Origin of the sequence: Pseudarthrobacter sp. B907, assembly GCF_040137805.1 — a bacterium.
Lineage (GTDB): Bacteria > Actinomycetota > Actinomycetes > Actinomycetales > Micrococcaceae > Arthrobacter.
Window position 1 is genome coordinate 1 of record NZ_JBEEQE010000012.1, and the last position, 20,554, is coordinate 20,554.

The window sequence follows — 20,554 nt, forward strand, 5'->3', positions numbered from 1 at the left end:
GGCCTACCTGCCCTACAACCGCCTCGTCGACGGCACCGTCCACGACTGGTAAACGGACAGCACTGATGAACGCCACCGAACCCACAGGCACGACCGGACCCCGCATTGTTGTTATGGGTGTCTCCGGCTGCGGCAAGACGACCATCGGCGACCTCGTGGCCCGCGAACTCGGCGTCCGCTTCCTCGACGGCGACTCACTCCACCCCGTGGAGAACGTCGCCAAGATGGCAGCCGGAACACCGCTGACGGATGAGGACCGCTGGCCGTGGCTCTCCACCGTGGGCGCCGCACTGGCCGCCGCCGGGCCCGGCGGCCTGGTGCTGGCCTGCTCCGCGCTCAAGCGCAGCTACCGCAACGCCATCCGCGCCCAGGCGCCGGAGACCGTCTTCCTGCACCTGCACGGCAGCCGGGTCGTCCTTGGGTCCCGGCTCGAGGGCCGTTCCGGCCACTTCATGCCGGCCGCGCTGCTCGATTCCCAGCTGGCCACGCTCGAGCCGCTCGAAGCTGACGAAGCCGGGACCGTCGTGGACATCGCCGGCCCGGTCAGCGAGGTGGTGGCTCAAGCGCTGGCGGGCATTGCCTTCGTCGCCACCGCGGAAGCGGGGAGGCACGTTGCGGACCCGTCCGGTGCCGCGGGCACCAAGCCCCAGCAGTTCGACGTCGACCTTCAGGCGGCGCCGTTCAACCTCGACGACGACGCCGTGGCGTGGGTGGATTCCACGATCGCCGGGATGAGCCTCGAGGAGAAAATCGGGCAACTGTTCATCAACCACAACAACGATTACTCCCCGGAATACCTGGACGGTGTGCTGGAGAACTTCCACGTCGGCGGCATGCGCTACCGGCCGGGACCCTCCGCTGCGGTGCAGGAACACATCCGCTACGCGCAATCCAAGACCCGCATTCCGCTCCTGGTGGCCTCCAACCCCGAAATGGGCGGGGCCGGAAGCTGCGACGACGGAACGCTGGTGTCGACGCACCTGCAGGCGGGCTCGCACCCGGACAAGGCCATCGCCCGGCAGATGGGGCAGGTCGCCGGCGTCGAAACCGCGGCGCTGGGCTGCAACTGGGCGTTCGCGCCGATCGTGGACATCCACTACAACTGGCGTAACACCGTGATCTCCACCCGGGCCTTCGGCAACACCCCGGACATCGTGGTGGAGCGGGCCAAGGAATACTTCGACGGCATCAGCGAGTCACCGACCGCGTGCGCCATGAAACACTTCCCAGGCGACGGCATGGACGAACGCGACCAGCACGTGGTCACCTCCTACAACACTCTGGGCTACGAGGAGTGGAACCGGAGCTACGGGCACGTGTACCGCGAGATGATCGGACACGGCGTGCAGTCCATCATGATCGGGCACATCGGGGCACCCGAGCTGTCCCGGCACTTCCGGCCCGGACTGGCGGACAAGGACATCCTGCCCGCGACCCTGGCACCGGAGCTCCTGCAGGACCTGCTCCGTGGCGAGCTGGGCTTCAACGGGCTGGTCCTCACGGACGCGTCGCAGATGATCGGGCTGACCCAGGCAATGCGGCGGAAGGATATGGTGCCGGCCACCATCGCCGCGGGCTGTGACATGTTCTTGTTCTTCCGCAACCCGGCAGAGGATTTCCAGTACATGCTGGACGGCTACAAGTCCGGCGTCATCACCGAGCAGCGCCTGCAGGACGCGCTGCGCAGGATCCTTGCCCTCAAAGCCTCGCTGGGCCTTCACCGGAAGGCGGACAACGAGCTCGTCCCGCCGGCCGAAGCGCTCGGCGTCATCGGCAGCAAAGCCCACCGTGCCGTGGCGGCGGCGATCGCAGACAAGACCGTCACGCTGGTCAAGGACACGGCCAGCAACCTGCCCATCACCCCGGAGACGCACAAACGCATCCGTCTTTACGGCATCTCCGGAGGCGCGGACTTCACCCGGGCCGACCCGCTGGCGTATCTGGACACAGTCAAGGCCGAACTGGAAAACGCCGGCTTCGAGGTGCACCTGTTCAGGACGGCTGACCAGCGGGAGGCGGCAGGGGAGACCGGCGTGAACTTCATGTCGGTCATCTCCGAGGAAGCCACGGGCGACTACGCGGACAAGTACGACGCCGCGTTCGTGTTCGCCAACGTTAAGGGCTTCGCGCAGGAGGCCGCCATCCGGATCAAGTGGTCCACGCCGATGGCCGCCGAGATCCCCTGGTACGCCACCGAGGTCCCCACCGTGTTCGTCTCGCTCAACCAGCCCAACCACCTCATCGACGTGCCGATGGTGAAGACCGCCATCCAGGCCCACGCCGGATCCAGGGAGGCCATCCGGGCCGCGATCGAGAAAATCCAAGGCAAATCGGAGTTCCAGGGCACGTTCAACGAGAACGTCTTCTGCGGCTCCTTCGACACCCGGCTCTGAGCAGGCCGGGGGCGGCGTCGACGTCGGCGCGGCGGTTCGCGGCGGCCGCTGCGCTTCCGGGCCAGCGCTACGCGGATCCGCGCCGCCTACGGCCGAAACCGCAGCGCAAATCCGGATCCGGCGCGAAAAGCCCTCCCGCGGACTCGGGGCCAGGCGTAGCGTATGGCCATGGAGAAGACCGGATGCGCGGTGGTGGGCGGCGGCCCGGCCGGCATGATGCTTGGCCTGCTGCTGGCCCGGGCCGGCGTGCAGGTGACGGTCCTGGAGAAACATGCCGACTTCCTGCGGGATTTCCGCGGCGACACCGTGCACCCCTCGACGGTCCGGCTGATCGACGAACTCGGCCTCGGCGAGGAGTTCCGCCGGCTGCCGCAGAGCCGCCTGAAAAGTGTGGTGTTCCCCGTCCCGGGCGGCCCGCCGGTGACCATGGGCGACTTTGACGCCCTCCCGCCGCCGTACAACTACATCGCCATGATGCCGCAATGGGACTTCCTGAACTTCCTGGCCCGTGCGGGGGCGGACGAGCCGGGGTTCACGCTGCTGATGAGCCACGCCGCCACCGGACTGGTCCGGGACGGGGGCAGGGTCCGCGGCGTCCGCGTGCGCACACCGGACGGTGCGCAGGAGGAACTGCGGGCGGACCTGGTGGTTGCCACGGACGGCCGCCACTCCGCGCTCCGTGCCGCCGCCGGACTGGCGCCGAAGGAGTTTCCGGTGCCCTTCGACACCTGGTGGTTCAGGCTGCCCCGCCATCCCGGCGAAACAGGCGAGGTGGCCGGCCTGGTGCCGGCGTTCGGCCCCGGCGAGGCGCTGGTGGGCCTGAACCGGACCGACTACTACCAGATGGGCTACCTCGCACCGAAAGGCACCGACGTCCGGATCCGCGCGGAGGGCGTCGAGGGCTTCCGGCGCCGGATCGCGGCGCTCCGGCCCGACCTCGCCGACCGTGTCGACGCCATCGGGTCCCTCGAGGACCTGCACTGGCTCGACGTGCGCCTGGACCGGCTGCAATCGTGGCACATCAACGGCCTGCTCTGCATCGGCGACGCCGCGCACGCGATGTCCCCGGCCGGCGGCGTCGGCATCAACCTCGCCGTCCAGGACGCGGTGGCGGCGGCGGAGCTGCTGGCGCCCGCCCTGCTTCGGGGACGGGTCACCAGCGCGGACCTCCGACGCGTCGAACGACGACGGCGGCCGCCCACCGTCGTCGTGCAGACAGCCCAGCGGCTTATGCACCGTGCCGTCTTCGGCCCCATCATGGCCGGGAAACGAACAAAGTTTCCGGCCGCGGCTCTTTTTGTGGCCCGGCGTGTTCCCGCGGTCCGCAGAATCATGCCGCGGCTCATCGGCTTCGGACCGCGCCCCGAACACGCGCCCGCATTCGCGCGGCGCACCGGGGCCGCCCCGCAGCCGCAGCCCTAGCCCTCGACCCCGCCGACTGCTCCGAAACCGCCCTTCTGGGCCGCCAAAACGGCCGTTATGGAGCAGCGCATGCGCCTTAGCCGTGCGCGGCGAGGTAGTTGATCAGGCCGTCGACGGTGGCAACGGCCGGGTAGTCCCGCTCCGGGATGTCCACCCCGGTGGCCGTGTCGATGGTTTCCACCAGCCGCAGGAAATCCAGCGAGTCGAGGTCCAGGTCCTGGCGGAGCCGGGCGTCGCCGCCGACGTCGTCCAGCTCCACCTCGGGGGCGACCTGCCCGAGCGCGGCGCGGACCGCGGCCCGGGCATCCTGTTCATTCATAGGTCTCCGCCTTCACAGTTCGTCCGGTTTTTGCAGCAGTTCGTCGATCCGGGCCAGGAAGCGGCCGCCGCGGAGCCCGTCGCTGACCCGGTGGTCGGCGGAGAGGGTGGCGGTCGCAGCGGCCCGCACGCCAAGCATCCCGTGCTCCGCAAAGGGCTGTTCGAGGACGCGGCCGAACCCCACCATGGCCACCTGCGGCGGATAGATCACCCCGTAGACGCTGTCCACGCCGAGATCCCCGAGATTGGTCACCGTGATGGTGGGGTCCGCCATCTCCGCGCGCAGCAGCCGCCCGGCCCGCGCTCGGCCGACCAGGTCGCGCAACTGTTCCATCAGCACATCGAGGGCGAGGGTATCGGCGTCGTGGATCGCCGGCGCCACCAAGCCGCCCTGCCGCAGGGCCACCGCGACGCCCAGGTGCACCGCGGCACTGGGCCGGTAGGCGCCGTCCACGTAGAAGCCGTTGACTTCCGGGACGTCCTTGGCCGCGAGCGCCGCCGCCTTGAGCAACAGGGCGGAGGGGACCAGCCGGGACGCCACCGGCCGCTGGGCGTTGACGGACTGCATCCAGTCGACGGCGGCGCGCAGGTCCAGCGTGGTGCTGAGGTAGTAGTGCGGGATGGTCTGCTTGGACCGGGACATCAGCGCCCCGATCGCCCGGCGCAGGGTCGCCACGCGCTCGCTGGCCGCCGAGGGCTGCTCCGGTGCCGCCTCGGCCGCCGGTCTGGGGGCCGGCGGGGTGGCGGCCGGTGCTTGCGGCCCGGCGGCCGGTGCTGCGGCCTCCGCCGGAGCGGCTGCTTCGGGCGCGGCGGCGCGCTGCACGTCCTCCACGGTCACTGCGCCCTCCGGCCCGGTGCCCGGAACGGAAGAGAGTTCGACGCCGAGCTCGGCGGCGAGCCGCCGGGCCCGCGGTGCGGACCGCACCCGCCCGGCTGCCGGCGGCCGGACGGCCACCGCGTGTTCCACGTCGGCGCGGGTGATGGCCCCGTCCTTGCCGGTGCCGTGGAGCCGTGCGGTGTCGACGCCGAGGCGGTGCGCCAGGTGCCGGACCGGCGGGGCGATCGGGGGCGCTGCCTGCTCCGGGCCGGCGGGCGCTGCCGGAGGAGCCGTGTCGGCCTTGACGGCGGGCGCGGCCGGAGGCTCGTGCGCGTCACGCGCGGCCGGGAGTGGCGGCCCCTCCGGGCCCGGCGGCCCCACCTCGGCCGGGGTCTGCGTGATCCGGGCCAGCGGCGTCCCCACCGGCACGGTCTCGCCGAGGCCCACGAGGAGGTCCGCGACCACACCCTCCTGGAAGGACTCGACGTCCATCACGGTCTTGTCCGTATCCACCACGGCAACGAGGTCCCCGCGGCGGACGTAGTCGCCGGGCTTGACCAGCCACTCGACGATTTTGCCGTGCTCCATGTCGGCCCCCAGCGAGGGCATCAGGAAATCAGCCACGCGCCCCGACCGCCTCCCGCGCCGCCGCCACCACTCGTTCCACGGAGGGCAGGGCAGCCAGTTCGAGGTGTTTGGAGTAGGGGATCGGCACCTCGGCGCTGCAGACCCGGCCCACAGGAGCGTCCAGGTCGAAGAAGGTGTGTTCGCTGATCCGGGCGCTGATTTCCGCGGAGATGCTGCCGCTCCGCCAGCCCTCGTCCACCACCACCGCCCGGTGCGTCCGGGCCACCGAGGCGAGGATGGCGGCGTCGTCGAGCGGCCGGAGCGTGCGCAGGTCCAGCACCTCGGCGTCGATGCCCTCCCCTGCGAGCAACTCGGCCGCCTCCAGGGTCAGCGGCAGGGTCCCGCCGTAGGTGATGAGCGAGACGTCGGCGCCGGACCGCCGGATGGCGGCGCTGCTGATGTCCACCGCGCCGGCGTCGTCCGCGAGTTCACCCTGGACGTTGTAGAGCGAGCCGTGTTCGAAGATCAGCACCGGGTCCGGGTCCTCGAGCGCGGTCCAGAGCATCCCGCGCGCATCCTCGAGGGTGGCGGGGGTGAGGATCCGCAGCCCTGGGATGTGCGCGTACCAGCCCTCCAGGCTGTGCGAGTGCTGGGCCCCGAGCTGCCGGCCCGCGCCGGTGGTCATCCGGATCACCAGCGGCACGTGGAACTGGCCGCCGGACATGTGCAGCAGGGACGCGGCGTTGTTCACAATCTGGTCCAAGGCCAGCAGGCTGAAATTGACGGTCATGACCTCCACAATGGGGCGCATCCCGCCCAGCGCGGCGCCGATGCCGGCACCGACGAACCCGGACTCGGACAGCGGCGTGTCCCGAATCCGTTCCGGACCGAACTCCTCCAGCAGGCCCAGGCTCACGGCGAAGGAACCGCCGTAGGCGCCCACGTCCTCACCCATCAGGAACACCCGCTCGTCCCGCTGCACCGCGTCGCGGATCCCGGCCCGGAGCGCCTCCCGGTAGCTGGACTTCATGACCCGCGCCCCGTTCCCGGGCCGCTGCGTTCGCTGTACACAAAGCGGGTGAGGTCCTCGAGCGGCTCGGGCGTGCCGGCCTCGGCAAACTCGACGCCGGCGGCGACCTCCGCTTCGGCGTCGGCCTGCAGCTGCTGCCAGTCCGCGTCCGTGAGCTGGCCCGCTGCCTCCAGGGAGGCGCGCAGCAGGGTGATCGGGTCCCGCTCGAGCCACCGGGCGACCTCGGCCTTGTCCCGGTACCGCTCCGGATCAAACATCGAGTGCGCCCGGAAGCGGTAGGTGCGCAGTTCCAGGAAATGCGGGCCGCCGCCGGCCCGGACCGCATCCACGGCGCGGCGGGCGGTCTCCTCGACGGCCAGCACATCCATCCCGTCCACGGCCCAGGCCGCGATCTCGTACCCGGCGGCCTTCAACGCCATGTCGGTCTGCGACTCGGACCGGCCCAGCGCCGTGCCCATCGCGTAGAGGTTGTTCTCGCAGCAGAACAGCACCGGCAGCTGCCAGAGGGCGGCCAGATTGAGGCTTTCGTGGAACTCGCCCTCCGCGACGGCGCCCTCGCCGAAGAAGCACGCGGTGACGCGGGACCGCCCGGCCAGCTTGTCCGCGAGGGCCAGCCCGACGGCGAGCGGCAGGCCGCCGGCGACGATCGCGTTGCCGCCGTAGAACCGGGTGGCGGCGTCGAACAGGTGCATGGATCCGCCGCGACCGCGGCAGCAGCCCTGCACGTGGCCGTACATTTCGGCCAGGATCGCGCCGGCGGACACACCGCGCAGCAGCGCGTGGCCGTGCTCCCGGTAGGTGGCGACGACGGCGTCCTCCGGCGCGAGCGTCTCCAGCACCCCGGCCGCCACCGCTTCCTCGCCGATATAGACGTGCAGGAAGCCGCGGATCTTGGCGGCGCTGTACAGCTCCACGCATTTCTCCTCGAGCCGGCGGATCCGCAGCATCTGCAGCAGCAGGTGCCGGCCGTGCACGGGATCCAGGGGACCGGCCGGCGCCGCCAGCGGCCCGCTCATTCCGTGCCTCCCGGAGTCCGCTCTGACGTCGCGGCGGCCCCCGGTGGCGCCTCGATGGTGGACGTGTCGCCTTCCGGCAGCCCCAGCTCGCGGGCCTTGAGCAGCCGCCGCAGGATTTTCCCGCTGCGGGTCTTGGGCAGCGCGGTCGTGAAGTCCAGCAGCCGGGGCGCCACGGCCGGGCCAAGGCGCTTGCGGGCGAAGCCGATGATCTCCAGCCGGAGGTCCTCGGACGGTTCGAAGCCGGGACGCAGCTCCACGAAGGCCTTGACCACCTCGCCGGCCACCGGATCGGGGACGCCGATCACCCCCGCCTCGGCCACGGCGTCGTGCTCCATCAGCGAGCTTTCCACCTCGAACGGGCCAATCAGGTGGCCCGAGGACTTGATCACGTCGTCGCCCCGGCCGACGAACCAGTAGTAGCCGTCGGCGTCGCGCCGGGCGAGGTCGCCGGTGAGGTACCAGCCGCCGGCGAAGCAGCGGCGGTAGCGCTCCTCCTCGTGCAGGTAGCCGCGGAACATGGAGGGCCAGCCGGGCCGCAGCGCCAGTTCGCCCATGGTCTCCGGCTCGGTCACCAGCACCGCCTGGCCGTCCCGGACCACCGGCTTGTCCTGGCCGTCCCGCAGCACCAGGGCGGCTTCGATGCCGGGCAGCGGCCGTCCCATGGACCCGGGCCGGATCTCGGTGGCGGCGAAATTGGAAATCATGATGCCGCCGGTTTCTGTCTGCCACCAGTTGTCGTGGACGGGCTGGCCGAAGGCTTCCTGGCCCCACACCACCACCTCCGGGTTGAGCGGTTCGCCGACGCTGGCCGCGAAGCGCAGGGCGGAGAGGTCGTGCCCCTCGGCGTGGTCCGCCCCGGCTTTCATCAGCATCCGCAGGGCCGTGGGCGCGGTGTACCAGACGCTGACGCGCTGTTCGGCGAGGATCCGGTACCAGCGGTCCGCGTCCATTTCCTCCTCGTCCACAATGCACGTCACGCCGTGGCTGAGCGGCGCGATCACGCCGTAGGACGTCCCGGTCACCCAGCCGGGATCCGCCGTGCACCAGTAGATGTCGTCCGGGTGCAGGTCCAGGGCGAAGGTGCCGGTTGCGTGGTGGGCGGTGACGGCGTCGTGCACGTGGATGGCGCCCTTCGGCGTCCCGGTGGTGCCGGACGTGAAGTGGAGCAGGGCCATGTCCTCCGGCTGGGTCGCCGCGATCTCCCGGTCCGCCGGGGCCGCCTGCATGAGCCCGGCCAGGTCCAGGGTGCCCGGTTCCGGGTCGCCGTCGGCGTCGGTGAGCAGCACGTGGCGCAGCTCCGGCAGCGAGCCGCGCAGCTGTGCCACCTTCCGCCGGTACAGGGCCCTGGTGGTGATGAGCACCCGGCCGGACCCGAGCTGCAGCCGCTGCCGCACGGGCTCCGGTCCGAAGGCCGAGAACAGGGGGCAGAACACGCTGGCGTTTTTGAAGGTGCCGAGCATGGCGCTGTACAGGGCGGGGCTGCGGCCGGCGAGGGAGAAGACGCGCTCGCCGCGTCCGACGCCGAGGCTGTGCAGCACCGCGGCGAACCGGCTGCTTTGCTCCGCCAGCTGTGCGTAGCTCAGCGAATGGCTGCTCCCGTCGGCACGGATGAAGCGCAGCGCCTCGTGGGCGCCGTGGCCGGCGGCGGCATGGCGGTCGGCGGCCTCGTAGGCGATGTTGAGGCCCCGGCCGTCGGGCAGCCCGGACAGCTCCCGGCGGGCCTCCTGCCACGAGAACGCGGCCCGGCTCGCCTCATAGTCCACCAGGTTGGGCCGGACCCGGAAGCTGCCGGGATCCTTGCGGATCGCCGGCCAGCGGGTGGAAGGTTCGGTTCCTGCCGTCATGCTTACATCGGACGCCCGCCCCGTCCCGGTTGCCAGTGCCGGAAGTCCCGTGCCGTGCACCCCTGGACGCCACAACGGCCCCGACACCTGGCGTCCGGACTGGGATCCGGGGCGCGGCCTGCCACTAAACTAAGTGCCATGACTGCCACCGCTGACTTTGCAGCCGACGCCGCTGCCGCCCGTGCCCGCCTCCTGGAACTGATCAAGGAGCTGGCCGTCGTGCGCGGCAAGGTCATTCTTTCCAGCGGCGCCGAGGCAGACTATTACATCGACCTCCGCCGCATCACGCTGCACCACGAGGCCTCCAAGCTCGTCGGCCAGGTCATGCTGTCGCTGCTGGACGACGCCGGGATCGACTTCGAGTGCGCCGGCGGACTCACCATGGGCGCGGACCCGGTGGGCACCGCCGTGATGCACGCCGCCGTCGACGCCGGCCGTCCGGTGGACGCCTTCGTCGTCCGCAAGGCCCAGAAGTCCTACGGCATGGGCCGCCAGGTCGAAGGCCCCTCGGTGGAGGGCCGAAAGGTCCTGGTGCTGGAGGACACCTCCACCACCGGCGGTTCCGCGCTGACCGCCGTCGAGGGAGTCCGCAAGGCCGGCGGCAACGTCGTCGCCGTCGCCGTGATCGTGGACCGCGACACCGGGGCCAAGGAAAAGATCGAAGCCGAAGCCGGCGTCCCCTACCTGTTCGCCTTCGGCAAGGACGAACTCGGCCTAAGCTAGGCGTTTCACCCGGGGCGGAAACGTGTGGACGGTGCCATGGGGGTGACTTATCATTTTTTCAATACCCCCATCGGTACTTCCCGTACCCATAGTTGGAGAACGCGCCATGCTCCCGCCCCAGGAATACCCTGCCTCCGTCAGTACCGTCGACCAGGTCCAGAACCTCATCCTGGACAGCACGGACTTCGAAGAGTTCCTCAATGAACTCGCTCGTTTTTCCGCGCACCAGGTCGCCGGCGAGGGCGACGACGCGCTGTGCGGCATCACCCTGCTGCGGGACCGGAAGGCCGCGACGATCGGCTGGAGCAGCGACTCGGCCAAGGAAGTCGACGAGATCCAGTACCGGCTGGCGCAGGGCCCGTGCCTGACCGCGGCGCAGGAGGAACGGGAGGTCTACGTCCCGGACCTGTTCGAGGAGGACCGCTGGGGCCCCGACTACGCGACCGCCGTGGCCTCGCACGGGCTGCGCTCGGTGCTGTCGGTGCCGTTCCACCTGCAGGGCGAAGCGCAGGCGGCGCTGAACTTGTATTCGGACGCGCCGCACAAGTTCGACGGCGACGTCGCGGACCGGGCGCGCGACTTCACCCGGCAGATCTCCCAGGCGCTGCGCATGGCCGTGCGCTTCTCGCTGCACACGGACAGCGCCACCAACCTCCGGGCCACCCTGGAGTCCCGCACGGTCATTGACATGGCCATCGGGATCGTGATGGCCCAGAACCGCTGCAACCAGGAAACGGCTGTCCAGATCCTCACGGACGCCTCCAGCCACGGCAACGTCAAACTCCGCGACATCGCCACCTCGCTGGTGGAATCCGTTGGTGGCTCGGCCACCCGCACGCACTTCCAGGAACCGGGACGGCAAGCGGCCGGTTAAACCGGGGACTTGTGCCCTACCCATCGTGCAGTTACGCTGATTGAGGTTGAGCCGTCGGCCATAGACACTTTCTTTGGAGTACCTATGGACCACTCGCTTAATGCCCAGGTCAAACTTGATGTCGCTTCAGATGTCATCCGAATTGATGTCCGGGGCAGCCTCAGCCAAACTACCCGCCCGGCCCTGATGCAGCTGATCCAGCGCATCCGCCGCATGGGCATCACCTCCCACGTCCGCGTGGACCTCGCGAACACCGAGTTCGTCGAATCGATGGCCCTCGCCGGGCTGCGCAACGACCTTAACGCCATCGACACCGGTGCCATGCGGCACGAAATAGCCGGCAGGGTGAGCATCCCGGCCGGGGTGTCGCTGGAACTGCAGATGTTCGGCAGCGACTTCGGCAAGGTCTTCCAGCCGCTGGATCTCTCCGGGGACTTTATGGCCTCCGTCGACCCCTCCGGGACCCGGCCGCTGGCGCGCTACTCCGACGACGAACTGCTGGCCGCCAGCGACTGCGTCTTCGGCAAGCTCGACGACCCGGCCAGCGGGGCGCCGTCGGAACTCCTGGCCCGCTACGACGACATCACCCTCGAACTGACCCGGCGCGAAATCGACCGCGAGGCCGAACCCGCCTAACCGGCGGCCCCCGATCCGCGCCGCCCGCGTTTCTGCTCCGCGCGCCCCTGTGGCTACGGTAGAGGTGTGCCGCGTGAGACGGAAGCGAACGACGGGCGCGGACCCGGCAGCGCCGAGGCCCGCGTGCTCCGGCACGCCGCGGAACTCGAACGCTTCTCGCGCCGGAACTTCCTCATCGGCGCTGGTGCCGCCTCCGCCCTGGCCGCCGACATGCTCTTTACGCGCCGGGTGCAGGCCGAGCGCCGCGTCAACAAGATCCTCACGGTGCCCGACGACGTCGCCGAACGCTATTTTCCCCGAGCCAGCTGGTTCCTCTTCCCCGGTTACAAGACCAGCTGGGAGGAGGCCCAGTGGATCCTCAACTCGCTGCGCGGCGCCCTGAACAAGCGCGGCCAGCTGGCCGCCGTCGGCTATTCCAACGTCGGGCTGGAAATCGACAAGATCGTGATCGCCGTGATCGAACACGTCCGCGCGCACCGGCTTGACACCCTTTACTTCTACGGGCACAGCTTCGGCGGCATGGTCGCGGTGCAGGTGGCCGCCCGGTTGCTGGAGCTGCACGGCGTCAAGGTGGCGTTCATCCTGCTCGACTCCAGCCCGGCCAGCAGGTACGACGTCCTGGACCAGAGCTGGTTCGACGGTGTGGTGTTCCTCTACGAAAGCGGCTTCCGGTTCCCCACCGTGCTCCGCGGCGGCTACGAACTCGGCGAGCGGGTGCTCAACAAGCATGAACGCAGCTGGGGCCAGATCCTGGACCAGACCCAGGAACAGCTCTCGCCGATCGCGCCGTCCAGTGTGCTGATCCAGACCGAATCGGCCTACATCTACCACTTTGATGTGAACCGCTTCGTCGGAAAGCTCGGCGACGCGAAGATGGCCTTCATCGGCAACCCCAAGGATCAGACCGTGAGCTACGAAACGGCCCGGGACACCTGGATGCTGAGGTTCAAGGCGAACATGGTCTCGGATGCGCTCCGGACGGACGGGGCGCGGCCGGAGCACGCCAGCCCGCAGTGGAACCCGGGTGTCTACCGGCCGCTCATCGAGGAGCTCCAGGACGATTTTCTGCCGCTGCCCTCAGGCGGGGGCAAGAAGACCGCCTTCTAGCCTGCCCCGGCCGGGCCGGGGACCAGAGCTCAGATCTGGTTCTTCAGGTCCGCAACCGAGTTCAGGACCTGGTTGGGCCTGAACGGGTAGGCCGCGATGTCATCGCGGTGCGTGATGCCGCTGAGCACCAGCACCGTGTGCAGGCCGGCCTCCATGCCGGCAATAATGTCGGTGTCCATCCGGTCCCCGATCATGGCGGTGGTCTCCGAATGCGCGTCGATCTGGTTCATCGCCGAGCGGAACATCATCGGGTTCGGCTTGCCCACAATGTAGGGCTCCCGGCCGGTCGCCTTGGTGATCAGCGCGGCGATCGCCCCGGTGGCGGGCATCGGCCCGTCCTTGGAGGGGCCGGTGGCGTCCGGGTTGGTGGCGATGAAGCGCGCGCCGCCGAGGATCAGGCGGATGGCCATGGTGATGGCCTCGAAGGAGTAGGTCCGGGTTTCGCCGAGCACCACGAAGTCCGGGTCCTGGTCGGTAAGGATGAAGCCCGCCTCATGCAGCGCCGTCGTGAGCCCGGCCTCGCCGATCGTGTAGGCGCGGTTCCCGGATTCGGAACCGCGCACCTGGTCCTTGAGGAACTGGGCCGTGGCCAGCGCCGACGTCCAGATGTTCTCCTCCGGAATTTCCAAGCCGGAACTCTTCAGCCGCGCGGCGAGGTCCCTGGGCGTGAAGATGGAGTTGTTGGTCAGGACCAGGAACCGCTTGGACGTATCAACCCAGCGCTGGATGAGTTCCGAGGCGCCCGGAATCGGCTGGTTTTCGTGGACCAGCACGCCGTCCATGTCCGTCAGCCAGCACTCGATCTCCTGGCCGCTGCGGTAGACCGAGGACGTGGACCGCACGTCGTCGGAGTTTGAACGCTGGTCCGTGCCGTGGTCTTCGTGCTGATCCGCCATGGTGCCCTCCGCCGATAGTGTGCCGCAACAGGACCCAGTCTACTGTTGAGTCGTGACTGAACCCGAGACTCCCAGCGCACCTACCGCCGATACCGAGGCCGCGCCGGACGGTGAACCGGAGGCGCGGGCGGAGGTCGGCGTCGGCCCCTGGCAGGGGGAGTGGCCGCAGGGCGAACACTGGGACCCGGACCTGCTCGCTGACGGGGACCGCCGCAACGTGCTGGACAAGTACCGCTACTGGAAGCACGAGGCGATCGTCGCCGAGCTGGATTCGCGGCGCCACAACTTCCACGTCGCGATCGAAAACTGGCAGCACGACATGAACATCGGCACCGTGGTCCGTACCGCCAACGCGTTCCTGGCCAAGGAAGTGCACATCATCGGACGACGCCGGTGGAACCGCCGCGGGGCCATGGTCACCGACCGCTACCAGCACGTCCGCCACCACCCCACCGTCGAGGATTTTGTCGCCTGGGCGCAGGGCGAGGGGCTGGCCGTCATCGGCATCGACATCTTCCCCGATTCCGTCCCGCTGGAGACCTACGAGCTGCCCCGCGACTGCGTGCTGGTATTCGGCCAGGAGGGTCCCGGGCTGACCCCGGAAGTCCACGCCGCCGCCGTCGCGACGCTCTCGATCGAACAGTTTGGGTCCACCCGCTCGATCAATGCCGCCTCCGCCGCCGCGATTGCGATGCACGCCTGGATCCGCCGGCACGTGTTCGGCCAGATAGTTTCCTGAGGCACCTATAGTCAGATCGGTTTTTGCCGTTTAGGCTCTGGCGTGTGTGGGCGCAAAGGGCGCCCGCCTAGGGGAAGACATCTCATGAAGAAGGTCTCAACTTCGCAGTCCCGGCGCGCCACCCGGCTCCTTGCGCTGGGTACATCGCTTGCCTTTGCCATCGGCCTGACCGCTACGGTGGCGGTGGCCGCCCCGCCGACGCCCCCGCCGTCGAACAACTATCCGGGGTCAGTGCCGCCCTGGGCCGGCTCCCGCACCAAGACCGGCACCCCGCTGAGCAACACGACGGTCGAGGGCGAGCTCTACCTGAACCTGCCCGACGCCGGAGCGGCCAAGGCGTTCGCCACCGCCGTGTCCACACCGGGGAGCCCGCAGTACCAGCAGTACCTTTCGGCCCCGGACTGGATTGCCAAGTACGGGCCCGCCAAGACCGACGTCGCTGCGGTCGTTGACTACGTGAAGGCGCAGGGCATGGTGGTCACCTCGGTTCCCGCGAGCGGGCTCTACGTGGTCTTCCGCGGCACCGTCGCCCAGATCAACGCCGCCTTCAGCACCACCGAGCAGACGTATTCCTACCAGGGCCAGAGCCTGATCGGTCCGTCCACCGCACCGTCCCTGCCCGCAGGGCTCTCCGCCAAGGTCCTGGGGATCTCCATCGACCAGGGGCGGCTGCTGACCCGTCCGTCGCTGGCGACGCCCGGGGCCTCGGAACAGGCCCAGTCCTCCGGCAAGCAGGTCGGCCCTGCGCCGGTTGACGCACCGTGTTCGAACTACTGGGAGCAGAACAAGGCCACGGTTCCGGCGGCCTACGGCTCCACCAGCTTCGGCACCGCGATCTGCGGCTACACTCCGGCCCAGCTGCAGGGCGCCTACGGGGTAACGTCCCCGTCGGAAGCCGGCGCGGGCCAGACGGTGGCGATCATCGACGCCTACGCCTCGCCCAGCATCGAGTCGGACGCGAACACGTACTCGCAGAAGAACGGGCTCCCGACGTTCAAGGCCGGGCAGTACCAGCAGATCGTGCCGGACTCCCGGTTGTTCATGGACCAGGCCCTGTGCGGACAGCCCAGCGGCTGGCAGGGCGAGCAGACGCTCGACGTCGAAGCCGTCCACGGGCTCGCCCCGGCTGCCAACATCCTCTACGTCGGAGGGAACAACTGCGGCGCGGGTATTGACGTGGCGATGTCAACCATCCTGGACCAGAAGCTCAGCACCATCGTCAGCAACAGCTACGGCTACGTGGGAGAGGCGGTCTCGCAGAACGCACTGATGGGCATGCAGAACCTCCACCTCCAGGCGGCAGGCGAGGGAATCGGGCTCTACTTCTCCAGCGGTGACAACGGCGATGAGAAGGCGAGCCTGGGCTACGCGTCACCGGACTTCCCGGCCAGCTCGCCGTTCGTGACGGCGGTCGGCGGAACGTCCCTGGCGGTCGGCAAGGACAACGGCTACCTGTTCGAAACCGGCTGGGGGACCACCCGCAACAGGATCGTCCCGGGCGCGGACGGCAGCCTGAGCTATGCGGGCGACCTGCCGGGTGTGTTCCGCTTCGGCGCCGGCGGCGGGACCAGCGCGGTGTTCGCCCAGCCCGGCTACCAGCAGGGCACGGTCCCGGCAGGGCTGGCCAACGGCTACCGGGTCTCACCGGACGTCGCCTCCCTGGCCGATCCCTACACCGGCTACCAGGTGGGGATCAGCCCGATCACCAATGACCACGTCCTCAAGACCGGCGCCTACGAGACAACGGGGTACGGCGGAACCTCGCTGGCCTGCCCGCTGACGGCGGCGCAGATGGCGATCGCGCAGGCCGCCACCGGGAAGACCGTCGGCTTCGCCAACCCGGCCATCTACGCGGCAGCGAAGACCGGCAACTCCGGAGTGCGGGACGTGGCGCCCCAGTCAAGCCCCCGCGCCATGGTCTTCTCCAGCCCGATCAGTGGCAACAGCTACCTGGTCGGCACGGACCACGACACGTCGCTGGCGACGGCGCCGGGCTATGACGACGTGACCGGGGTGGGCAGCATGAACGTCCGGTTCGCGCTCAGCATCGCCGGGCAGTAACCGCATAACGGCGCACCCCAAGCGGGGGCTGCAGGCAACCGCCGGGATGGGTCTGAGGCCGGGTCCGGGAACATTTCCCGGGCCCGGCTTCACGTATTCGGCTCCGGGGCACTCGTGGCTAGGATGTAGATAGCCATGTAGCAACCACTGCTTTCGACGAGGAGTCAGCATGCCCATCGCAACCCCAGAGATCTACTCCGAGATGATCGACCGCGCAAAGACGGGCGGCTTCGCATTCCCGGCCGTCAACGTCACCTCCTCCCAGACCCTGAACGCCGCCCTGCGCGGCTTCGCCGAGGCCGAGTCCGACGGCATCGTCCAGGTCTCCACCGGCGGTGCCGCCTACTGGTCCGGCGCGTCCACCAAGGACATGGTGGCCGGCTCGCTGGGCTTCGCCGCGTTCGCCCGCGAAGTCGCCAAGAACTACGGCGTCAACATCGCCCTGCACACCGACCACTGCCCCAAGGACAAGCTGGACGGCTTCGTCCTGCCGCTGCTCGCCGCCTCCGAGGCCGAGGTCAAGGCCGGACGTAACCCGCTCTTCAACTCGCACATGTGGGACGGCTCCGCCGAGACCCTGCAGGAGAACCTGCGGATCGCCCGCGAACTGCTCGCGCGCACCGCCGCCGCCAAGATGATCCTCGAGGTCGAGATCGGCACCGTCGGCGGCGAGGAAGACGGCGTCGAGAACGCCATCAACGACAAGCTCTACACCACGGTCGAGGACGCCCTCGCGACCATCGACGCGCTCGGTTCCGGCGAGAACGGCCGCTACATCACGGCCCTGACCTTCGGCAACGTGCACGGCGTGTACAAGCCGGGCGGGGTGAAGCTGCGCCCTGAGATCCTCAAGGACATCCAGGAGCAGGTCGGCGCCAAGATCGGCAAGGCCAGCCCGTTCGACCTCGTCTTCCACGGCGGCTCCGGCTCCTCCGAGCAGGAAATCGCGGACGCGGTCTCCTACGGCGTGATCAAGATGAACATCGACACCGACACCCAGTACGCCTACACCCGCCCGGTCGCGGACCACATGTTCCGCAACTACGACGGCGTGCTGAAGGTCGACGGCGAGGTCGGCAACAAGAAGCAGTACGACCCCCGCGTCTGGGGTGCCTCCGCCGAAGCCGGCCTGGCCGCCCGAGTGGTCGAGGCAGCCCAGCAGCTCGGCTCCACCGGAAAGACGTTCTAATAATGTCCGACGAGTTCCGCAAGAACCTGATGGGCCCCGAGCCCACGCTCCTGCCCGCCGAGACCGAGGTCAACGCCGGGCTGGACGCGGGCCACGAGGCGCTGGACCTGGTGGAGAAGCACCCGACGTCCTCGCTGCTCTGGGCCGTGCTGGCCGAGGAAGCGTGGAAGGAAGGTCGGACCATCGAGTCCTACGCCTACGCCCGGGTCGGCTACCACCGCGGCCTGGACTCGTTGCGCCGCAACGGCTGGCGCGGCGTCGGCCCGATCCCGTGGGAGCACGAACCGAACCGCGGCTTCCTGCGCGCCCTGTACTCGCTGGGCCGGGCCTCCGCGGCGATCGGCGAGGCCGAGGAACCGGAGCGGATCGAGAAATTCCTCAAGGATTCCGACCCCACGGCCAAGGCAGCCATCGAGGCGCAGGCCTGACCCGCACCGCTGAAAGCAACGCGGGGTCACTTACGGCCCATTCCACCACCGTGGATGGACCGTAAGTGACCCCGCGTTGGGGTTTAAACGACGACGGCGGCGGGGACTAGGCCTTGGCCAGCCCGGTGCGGGCCATGGCGTCGGCGTAGGCGACCCGCATGTCCTCGAGGTACTGCTCCTGGCGGGCCGGGGTGCCGGCGAAGGCGCGGCCGCTGAGCGAACGGACCTTGTAGGTCTTCAGGCCGCGGCGCCAGATCATCGGCACCTCGGTCTTCAGCAGCAGGTTGGCCAAGCGGTTCGCCTCGGTGCCGTGCGCCACGATCACGGACGCGCGCGGGACCAGGGCGAGGAACTTCAGCAGCGGCTTGAGGCCGGCCGAGATTTGGTCCGGGGTGAACTTGCCGTTGGGCTCGCCGTCGATGTGCCACGGGTGGACGTTCCACGGCATCACGAATTCGGGACGCAGGCCCAGCTTCCACTGGATGCCCAGCATGCGGGTGGCCGCTTCCTCGTCGCCGGCGGTGATGAAGCCGGACGGATCCACGGTGCCGATGTTGGAGTAGAGGCTGATGATGCGGCACTCGTCGATGTCGTGCGCGGGATCCACGTAGGGGACGGTGGTGCCAGCTTTGGCGGTCTGCAGTGCGTCGCACAGTTCGTTGACGGGCGCGACGTTAGCTTCGTAACGGCGGCTCAGGAGCTGTTCGCGGAAATTCTCAGTGGCCAGGGCAGTCATGTCTTGCGGGGTCTCCTGCGGGATTGGTAAAGCTGCCAGACCGGTTGCGGGCACGCCAAAGGGAGGGCGCGCAGCGGCCGGTGTGGTGTGAAAATGTGGTGTGGACCGATTCCTGTTCGGTCGTTACCAGTCTATCAAGCCCCGCGAAATGCCCGGCCCGGGTCGGGCCGGCAAGCACGGCCGGCCCGGCCCGCGCCGGCTACCAGAGCCGCTTGCTGGCGCGGCGGGCGCCCTCGCCGAGGGCCTCCAGCTTGGCGTAGGCGATCTGCGGATGGACGCGTCCGCCGAGGCCGCAGTCAGTGGAGGCAATCACGTTTTCCCGGCCCACGAGTTCGGCGAACCGCACGATCCGGTCCGCGACCAGGTCCGGGTGCTCCACGACGTTGGTGGCGTGGGAGACGACGCCGGGGATGATCGACTTGCCCTCCGGAAGCCTGGTGTCCTGCCAGATCCGCCACTCGTGTTCATGGCGCACGTTGGCCGCCTCGAACGAGTAGGCGCCGGCGTTGACCTGCAGGACGGAGCCGATGATGTCCGCGAACGGGATGTCCGTGGTGTGCGGTCCGTGCCAGGAGCCCCAGCAGACGTGCAGCCGGATCTGCTCCTGCGGCAGGTCGCGCAGGGCCCAGTTTGTCGCCTCGACCCTGAGCTGGATGAACTTCAGGTAGTCCTCGAGGCTCGGTTCCGGGTTGATCTGGTCCCAGCTCTCGGCCAGCGACGGGTCGTCGAGCTGGACGGTCAGGCCGGCGTCGATGATGGCCTTGTACTCCTCGCGCATCGCATCGGCGCACGCGTAGAGGAGCTCCTCGTCGCTTTGGTAGTACTCGTTGGCCACCCGGGCGCAGGAGCCGGGGGAGAGGGAAGCGACGAACCCGTCGGTGAGGCCGGCCGCGGCCAGGCCGGTCTTGAGGTTGGCGATGTCCGAAGCCACGAGCTCCTGCCCCGTGTACGTCAGCGGTCCCGCTATTTTGGGCTGCGTGACGGCTTTGCGGTGGGCCAGGATCCCGGAGGAGGGATCGTTGTACGCGTCGTTGAACTGCTGCCGGTCGCGGCGGTCCGTGAAGGAGGTCAGGACAATGTGTCCTGGTGTGGACCGGTGCACCTGGGCGTCGGCCCAGCGGTCCACGTCCGTCGGTTCCAGCCCGCCGAGCCGGGAAAACGAGTAATTCCACCAGGCGCCGTAGTCCACCGAGCTGGACATGGTGTGCCCGTACTCCCCGTCGTTGGGGATGTCGATACCCAGGTCCCTCTGGCGCTGCACCACATCCACCACCGAGGTCTCGAGCAGGTCGAGGAACTCGGGGGTGATCCCGTCGGCTTCCTTTGCCTCGTTCGCGGCGATCAGTTCCGGGGTGCGGGGCAACGAGCCGGCATGCGTGACCCGGATGTGGTCGGTGTTCTGGGACGGCGAGCTCAGGGACATGGCGCGGGTTCCTTCCATCGGTCCTGGCAGTAGCACCGTGGTCGGTCGCGGCGCCGCGTAAGGGCTGGCCGGGTCCGGCGGGGTTGCTGCGGCGTCAACGGGCCAGGTCCCTCGGCCGCTCGGGATGGTCCCTCCCACTACATTCCACCCGGGCGCGGTCCCGCAAGTCATGCCCGCTATGTGGCGCCGCGTCCCACAACGGGCGCCAAAAACGGTGCCGGTGGCCGTTTTCGGCTAAACTTGGGTGGTAAGAGCCCCGGACTCTGGCGTTGACGGTACAGATCGTAGTGGTACAGATCGTAGAGGTACTGAGCACAGCGGTAGATTCGGGGCAT

18 protein-coding genes are annotated in these 20,554 nt (G+C 69.1%); 10 read left to right on the plus strand and 8 right to left on the minus strand.

The window, feature by feature from the left end:
- Nucleotides 1-65 precede the first annotated feature (65 nt).
- The gene (locus tag ABLI39_RS11445) at nucleotides 66-2,393 is read left to right on the plus strand and encodes a gluconokinase, GntK/IdnK-type (protein ID WP_349413545.1); all 2,328 of its coding nucleotides are present in this window, start codon (nucleotides 66-68) and stop codon (nucleotides 2,391-2,393) included.
- A 168-nt stretch (nucleotides 2,394-2,561) separates the two neighbouring features.
- Nucleotides 2,562-3,815 carry an FAD-dependent oxidoreductase gene (locus ABLI39_RS11450; RefSeq protein ID WP_349413547.1) on the plus strand — a complete coding sequence of 418 codons (1,254 nt, stop codon included), beginning with the start codon at nucleotides 2,562-2,564 and terminating at the stop codon, nucleotides 3,813-3,815.
- A 76-nt stretch (nucleotides 3,816-3,891) separates the two neighbouring features.
- Here ABLI39_RS11450 and ABLI39_RS11455 read toward each other — a convergent pair whose 3' ends face one another.
- From ABLI39_RS11455 to acsA, 5 genes are read right to left on the minus strand one after another with little or no spacing between them, the layout of a single operon-like run.
- A complete protein-coding gene (locus ABLI39_RS11455; protein ID WP_349413548.1) occupies nucleotides 3,892-4,134 on the minus strand; it encodes a phosphopantetheine-binding protein in 243 nt (80 codons plus the stop codon).
- 12 nt (nucleotides 4,135-4,146) lie between these two features.
- Nucleotides 4,147-5,574, minus strand: a complete 1,428-nt coding sequence (locus ABLI39_RS11460) for a dihydrolipoamide acetyltransferase family protein (RefSeq protein WP_349413549.1) — start codon at nucleotides 5,572-5,574, stop codon at nucleotides 4,147-4,149.
- On the minus strand, nucleotides 5,567-6,547 hold the full coding sequence (locus ABLI39_RS11465) for an alpha-ketoacid dehydrogenase subunit beta (RefSeq protein WP_349413550.1): 981 nt from the start codon (nucleotides 6,545-6,547) through the stop codon (nucleotides 5,567-5,569). The genes ABLI39_RS11460 and ABLI39_RS11465 overlap by 8 nt, the downstream gene beginning before the upstream one ends.
- Complete coding sequence (gene pdhA, locus ABLI39_RS11470) at nucleotides 6,544-7,563, minus strand: pyruvate dehydrogenase (acetyl-transferring) E1 component subunit alpha (RefSeq protein WP_349413551.1); 1,020 nt, start codon at nucleotides 7,561-7,563, stop codon at nucleotides 6,544-6,546. The genes ABLI39_RS11465 and pdhA overlap by 4 nt, the downstream gene beginning before the upstream one ends.
- A complete protein-coding gene (acsA, locus tag ABLI39_RS11475) occupies nucleotides 7,560-9,407 on the minus strand; it encodes an acetate--CoA ligase (RefSeq protein WP_349413552.1) in 1,848 nt (615 codons plus the stop codon). Before acsA ends, pdhA begins: the two co-directional genes overlap by 4 nt.
- Nucleotides 9,408-9,545: 138 nt before the next feature.
- Between acsA and pyrE the strand changes: the two genes are divergently transcribed.
- The 4 genes from pyrE to ABLI39_RS11495 all read left to right on the plus strand — a co-directional run bounded on the left by pyrE (nucleotide 9,546) and on the right by ABLI39_RS11495 (nucleotide 12,747).
- A complete protein-coding gene (pyrE, locus tag ABLI39_RS11480) occupies nucleotides 9,546-10,130 on the plus strand; it encodes an orotate phosphoribosyltransferase (protein WP_349413553.1) in 585 nt (194 codons plus the stop codon).
- 106 nt (nucleotides 10,131-10,236) lie between these two features.
- Nucleotides 10,237-11,004, plus strand: coding sequence for a GAF and ANTAR domain-containing protein (locus tag ABLI39_RS11485; RefSeq protein ID WP_349413555.1), 768 nt, complete (start codon nucleotides 10,237-10,239; stop codon nucleotides 11,002-11,004).
- 84 nt (nucleotides 11,005-11,088) lie between these two features.
- Entirely contained in the window at nucleotides 11,089-11,640 is a 552-nt protein-coding gene (locus ABLI39_RS11490) for a hypothetical protein (RefSeq protein ID WP_349413556.1), read from the plus strand.
- A gap of 66 nt (nucleotides 11,641-11,706) precedes the next feature.
- Complete coding sequence (locus ABLI39_RS11495) at nucleotides 11,707-12,747, plus strand: thioesterase domain-containing protein (protein WP_349413557.1); 1,041 nt, start codon at nucleotides 11,707-11,709, stop codon at nucleotides 12,745-12,747.
- Nucleotides 12,748-12,776: 29 nt separating this feature from the next.
- Here ABLI39_RS11495 and ABLI39_RS11500 read toward each other — a convergent pair whose 3' ends face one another.
- Complete coding sequence (locus ABLI39_RS11500) at nucleotides 12,777-13,643, minus strand: HAD-IIA family hydrolase (protein ID WP_349413558.1); 867 nt, start codon at nucleotides 13,641-13,643, stop codon at nucleotides 12,777-12,779.
- A 52-nt stretch (nucleotides 13,644-13,695) separates the two neighbouring features.
- On the opposite strand from ABLI39_RS11500, the gene ABLI39_RS11505 reads away from it, so the two are divergent.
- The 4 genes from ABLI39_RS11505 (at nucleotide 13,696) to ABLI39_RS11520 (ending at nucleotide 18,060) form a co-directional block, all read left to right on the plus strand.
- Complete coding sequence (locus ABLI39_RS11505) at nucleotides 13,696-14,382, plus strand: TrmH family RNA methyltransferase (RefSeq protein WP_349413559.1); 687 nt, start codon at nucleotides 13,696-13,698, stop codon at nucleotides 14,380-14,382.
- Nucleotides 14,383-14,466: 84 nt separating this feature from the next.
- Nucleotides 14,467-16,443 carry a S53 family peptidase gene (locus tag ABLI39_RS11510; protein WP_349413560.1) on the plus strand — a complete coding sequence of 659 codons (1,977 nt, stop codon included), beginning with the start codon at nucleotides 14,467-14,469 and terminating at the stop codon, nucleotides 16,441-16,443.
- Nucleotides 16,444-16,612: 169 nt separating this feature from the next.
- Entirely contained in the window at nucleotides 16,613-17,632 is a 1,020-nt protein-coding gene (fbaA, locus tag ABLI39_RS11515) for a class II fructose-bisphosphate aldolase (RefSeq protein WP_349413561.1), read from the plus strand.
- Nucleotides 17,633-17,634: 2 nt separating this feature from the next.
- Nucleotides 17,635-18,060 (plus strand): DUF3151 domain-containing protein, encoded by a 426-nt coding sequence (locus ABLI39_RS11520; RefSeq protein WP_349413562.1) that lies wholly within the window; start codon nucleotides 17,635-17,637, stop codon nucleotides 18,058-18,060.
- Nucleotides 18,061-18,166: 106 nt separating this feature from the next.
- Here the strand turns inward: ABLI39_RS11520 and ABLI39_RS11525 are convergent, their stop codons facing one another.
- Both ABLI39_RS11525 and ABLI39_RS11530 read right to left on the minus strand, forming a co-directional pair.
- A complete protein-coding gene (locus ABLI39_RS11525; protein WP_349413563.1) occupies nucleotides 18,167-18,796 on the minus strand; it encodes a uracil-DNA glycosylase family protein in 630 nt (209 codons plus the stop codon).
- A gap of 199 nt (nucleotides 18,797-18,995) precedes the next feature.
- Nucleotides 18,996-20,237, minus strand: a complete 1,242-nt coding sequence (locus ABLI39_RS11530) for a cobalamin-independent methionine synthase II family protein (protein ID WP_349413564.1) — start codon at nucleotides 20,235-20,237, stop codon at nucleotides 18,996-18,998.
- Nucleotides 20,238-20,554: the final 317 nt, after the last annotated feature.